Raw genomic sequence first — 4766 nt, forward strand, 5'->3', positions numbered from 1 at the left:
AGCGGGCCCTCCGGGCGCTTCGTTCTTCCGTGTTCCCAGCCTATCAGACGTTCTCCGTGCCGTTTCCGGCGCTTCGTTCATCCAATTCGCTGGTGCCTTCCGGGAGTTGATGTCCCGTCCGACGTTTCAAACTCTAGCCGATCCCCGCTCCGAGAAGCGAATCCGGCCGCAATCCATGGAAACGGGCACGCCGAATAAGGCCGGGCCGTGTTGCCGGAAAAGGCAAAGCAAGGCCCAACCCGAAACGGGAAGTGATGTTTCCAGGGATTGGCCGCCCCGGGACCGTCCGCGCCGATGCGTGTCCGGTGCTCCCTGCCGAGCGACTGGTCGACAGTACTCCTCTTTCGCGTCCGGAACAACTCACCCCGGCCCGGCCGCCCACGCCTGCCCACCGGCACGACCGGCCGGTCACCGCCGGGGCGGCCGGGCCGTGGCCCGCCGCGAGGACGCAGCCGCTCCGCGGCCACCTCGGCGACCGCGCCGGAATCGGCCGATCCGTGATGTGACTGCGCGTCATGGCGCGGGTACACCAGTGGACAGCCGCTGTGCAGGCGGCCCTACCCGGCACCGTCCCAGCCCGCCCACTCCGTGCTCACGCGTGGGGCCGGCTGGAGGAACGGTGTCCGCCCGGATGGCGAGGAGACAGCCGTGACCCATGACCGGCAGATGGAGAGGGACCAGCGGCGCGACACGCTCGACGCCCGGGACGGCACCACGCAGGACGCGCGGACGGTCATGCGTCTGCGTCTGGGCGTCGGCCTGATAGGCGTCCTCCTCCCGCTCGCGCTGCCACTGGGCAACTGGCTATTCGCCGAGTTCAGGGGCCTCGGCACGGCAGGCTTCTGGCCCGGCTCGATGAGCGGCTCGTACTACACCAGCACGCGGAACGTCTTCGTCGGCGGTCTGTGCGCACTCGGGGTGTTCCTGGTGTGCTACCGCTTCGACCGCCGCGACGACCGCTGGAGCACGGCGGCAGGCCTGTGCGCCCTCGGTGTGGCCCTGTTCCCGACCGCCCCGCGGAACGCGTCGGCCTTCCAGGCCGTGATCGGCGTGCTCCACCTCGTCCTCGCCGGACTGCTGCTGTTCGTCCTGGCGATGTTCTGCATCCGTTCCTTCCGTACTCCCCGCTTCGAGCGGAAGCCGTGGCTCGGCCGCGCCTATCTGACGGCCGGCGTGCTCATCCTGGTCCTCATCGGACTGGCCGTGGCCGCCGGGACCAGCGGTATCGGCAGGGACTGGCCGGTCCAGCCCCTGTACCTCTGCGAGTGGCTCTCCGTCTGGGCCTTCGGCGCCGCCTGGATCGCCGCCGCACTCGAACTCGCCTCCGACATCGACGCCTTCGCGCGCTCCCGCACACTCCTGCGACGGCCGCTCACCCGGCCCGCGCCGGCCGGCGCCGCCGGCCCGGTCGCCGAATCGCAGTGACACCGCCCGGGCGGGGGCGGGCGCCTGACCGTCAAGGCCCGGACCGACCCGGTGCCTTCTTCGCCGGCCTGGGCGCGGCACGACCTTCGGTGGCCGTGTGGGCCGGGCGGGCCCGCCCCGGCCGAGAGGGTACGGAGGCCTCCGCACCCCCTCGGCGAGGTGAGTCCCCGCTGCCGGAGGCCGACCGCTGAACCGGGTCCACGGCAACCGGGGGCGGGTGGGATCGTCGGCTCAGGCCGCCGCCGGGGCCTGCCCCCCGGGGAGGCGGAAGCCGTTGAAGAGGTCGTCCATCATGCGCAGCGACAGGCGGGCCGGAGTGGCACGGAGGGCGAGGTCGCGGGCCGCCGCCGCGAGCGGGTTGCGGAGGACTCCCAGGCGGCCGACCCGGCGGGCGCGGACGCGTACGGCCTCGGTGCGGTCGCGGCGGGCGGCCGTGTAGGCGGTGAGGGCGGCCGGGACGGCGTCCGGCGCCTCGCCGCCGTCCCCGGCGGGCAGCAGGTGGGCGAGGATCACCGCGTCCTCGATGGCCTGGCAGCCGCCCTGCCCGAGGTTGGGCGCCATGGCGTGGGCGGCGTCGCCGAGCCAGGCGATCCGGCCGTGGTGCAGGCGCGGGAGCGGGGCGGCCAGGTCGTGGAGGTCGTTCTGGAGGACATCAGCGGGATCGAGACGGCCGACGCGTTCCAGCAGGGCCGGAATCGGGTCGTGCCATGCGCCGAAGCGCAGGCGGAGTTCGGCACGCGGGTCGGCCGACCGGGTGCCGGCCGGGACGACCGCGGTGGCGTAGAGGTAGAACCGGCCGTCGGAGAGCGGGGTCACGCCGAACCGCTCGCCCCGGCCCCAGGTCTCGCTCATGGCCGGTATCCGGAGGTCCGGCGCGTCCACGATGGTCCGCCAGGCGGTCTCGCCGATGTAGTGCAGGCCCGGGTGGGTGGGGAAGCACGCGCGCCGTAGCGGGCTGTGGATGCCGTCGGCGGCGACGACCAGGTCGGCGGGGAGGTCCTCGCCGGCGGCCGTACGGACGGTCGGGTGGCCCGCGGCGTCGTCGACCGCGGTCACGGCGGTGCCGTAGCGCAGGACCTCCGGCGGCAGGACGGCGGCCAGCGCCGCGGTGAGGGCGGGGCGTGGGACGGCGATCGGGGCCGTGCCGTAGCGGGCCGCCATCTCGGCGGTGGCGGCCCGGGTGAGCCACAGACCGTCCGAGCGGCGCAGGCCCATCGTCGTGGGGACGGCGTCCCCGGCGACGCGGGCGGCGTCGATGCCGACGGTCGCGAGCGCGCGCCGCGCGTTGGGGGCGAGGCCGATGCCGGCACCGGTGGTGGGGGGCTCGGGGGCACGTTCGCAGACGGTGACCCGCCAGCGGCGGCGGCGCAGTGCGATGGCGGCCGTGAGACCGCCGATTCCGGCCCCCACCACCACGGCGTGGCGTTTCGGCATGCCGTCCCTCCCCCTCCGGTCCGGGCACTCTACGCCTGCTCCGCCGCCCCCGACGAGCCCGGACGGTACCGTCTCTCCCACGGCCTGCCGGACCGGCCGCCGTCCGACCGGCCTCCGCGACTCACCGGGGGTGCACGGCCTGACCACGGGAGGCCACCGCCGGCTGTTCCCTCGCATGGGCCCGGCCGAGCCGTCATCCGTCTTCGCGTCGGCGGTTCGGCGGCCGGGTCGAGAGGTCGGGCCGAACCGGCTGCCTCGCGCCGCCTTCGGTGGGGTCGCCACGGTCGGCGGTCGATGGCGTGATACCGACCGGCCCCCTTGTCGGCGCCCATCGCCTCCGTAACATGACCGGATGTCGGATTCGGTCGGGTAAGGAGGATCCCGCTGGAGCTGCACTTCAGCATGCTCGGATCGCTCAAGGCCCGGCGCGGCGATCGCGAGCTGCGGCTGAACCGGGCCCGGGACCGCGCGGTGCTCGCCGTCCTGCTCGCCCACGCCGGGCGGCCGGTGCCCGTGGCGGAGATCATCGACGGCGTCTGGGGCGAGGAGGCGGACGGGGCGCCGGACCGGGCCAGGGGGCTGCCCGCCACCATGTACCGGCTGCGCACCACCCTGGCCGGCGGGGACGGCGCCATCGAGGGCGGCCAGGTCCTGCGGCACGTCGGCAAGGCGTACCGGCTGGAGGCGGACCCGGCGAACATCGACCGTGCGGTGTTCCTCGCCGAGCTCGCCGCCGCCACCGCCGCCCGTCGGAACCGGCAGCCCGAGCGGGCCCACGCCCTGCTCACGGCCGCGCTCGGCCGCTGGTCCGCGCCGGTGGCCCTGGACGGCGTGCCGGGCCCGTTCGCCGAGCACGACCGCCGGATGCTGGCCGGGCGCAGGGACGAGGCCCGGCTGGCCCGACTCGAACTCGACGTCGAACTCGAACTGGCCCTCGCCGCGGAGCCCGGGCCGGAGCCGGCCACCGTCGTCCCCCACGCGCTCGCGCTGGCCCGGGCCGGCCGCACCGAGCAGGCCCTCGCCCTGCTCGCCGGCTCCGCCCCCGGCGGCGAGGCGGCGGCTCTGGCGGCACGCATCCGTGGCCGGTCCCCGGACCTCGCGAGCTGGACGCCCTGGGCCTCCCGGACCGCCCCCCGGCCGGTCCGCCGACCGTTCCAACTCCCGTCCGATATAGCCGACTTCACCGGCCGGGCGGATCTGGTGACCGAGGTCGCCGACGTTCTGGCCGCGCCGGGCCCTCACTGGGTCACCGTCACCGGGCCGTCCGGCTACGGCAAGAGCGCGCTCGCCGTCCACGCCGCCCACCGGCTCGCCCTCGGCTATCCGGACGGCCAGCTCCACGCAGCCTTGGGCGGGGCATCACCCGGCACGGACCCGGCGGCCGTCCTGGGCGGCTTCGTACGGGCCCTGGGCGTCGAGGAGCAGGCCGTCCCGCCGGGCCTCGCCGATCTGCGCGCGCTCTACCTCCGGCTGCTCGCCGGACGGCGCGTCCTGGTGCTGCTCGACGGCGCCGTCGGTGCCGAGCAGGTCCGCCCGCTGCTTCCGGCCGGGCCCGGCAGCGCGGCTCTCGTCACCGCCGCCGGACCGCTGCCCGGTGGCCACACCGTCACCGTCGGCCGGATGACCCCCGACGAGGGGATCGAGCTGTTGTCCCGCACCCTGGGCTCCTGGCGCCTGGCCCGGGAACCGGACGCGGCCCGGGCCCTGGCCGCCGCGTGCGACCATCAGCCGCGCGCCCTGCGCCGGGCCGCGAGCCGTTTGGTGGGCCGTCCCGCCTGGCCGATCTCCGCCCTCCTTTCGAACACTCCCGAATAAGACCGACCGGCAATAGGGGTGCGGCGTCGCGGGCCGATGGCTGTCGCCCGGACGGTTTCTCCTCGGTCACCAGGGCTCCGCCATGGCTCCTT

3 protein-coding genes are annotated in these 4766 nt (G+C 75.3%); 2 read left to right on the forward strand and 1 reads right to left on the reverse strand.

The window, feature by feature from the left end:
* The first annotated feature begins 648 nt into the window (after positions 1-648).
* Positions 649-1425, forward strand: coding sequence for a hypothetical protein (locus tag ACWEQL_RS41065; RefSeq protein ID WP_452156516.1), 777 nt, complete (start codon positions 649-651; stop codon positions 1423-1425).
* Positions 1426-1656: 231 nt separating this feature from the next.
* Here ACWEQL_RS41065 and ACWEQL_RS41070 read toward each other — a convergent pair whose 3' ends face one another.
* A complete protein-coding gene (locus ACWEQL_RS41070) occupies positions 1657-2859 on the reverse strand; it encodes an FAD-dependent oxidoreductase (protein ID WP_452156518.1) in 1203 nt (400 codons plus the stop codon).
* Positions 2860-3261: 402 nt separating this feature from the next.
* Between ACWEQL_RS41070 and ACWEQL_RS41075 the strand changes: the two genes are divergently transcribed.
* Entirely contained in the window at positions 3262-4674 is a 1413-nt protein-coding gene (locus tag ACWEQL_RS41075) for a BTAD domain-containing putative transcriptional regulator (RefSeq protein ID WP_452156520.1), read from the forward strand.
* The last annotated feature ends 92 nt before the right edge of the window (positions 4675-4766 follow it).

The sequence above is a fragment of the Kitasatospora sp. NPDC004240 genome, assembly GCF_053603215.1.

Excerpts from the sequence above, each read along its gene's own strand:
- ACWEQL_RS41070 (WP_452156518.1), bottom strand. The coding sequence starts at position 2,859 with ATGCCGAAACGCCACGCCGTGGTGGTGGGGGCCGGAATCGGCGGTCTC.
- ACWEQL_RS41075 (WP_452156520.1), top strand. The coding sequence starts at position 3,262 with ATGCTCGGATCGCTCAAGGCCCGGCGCGGCGATCGCGAGCTGCGGCTG.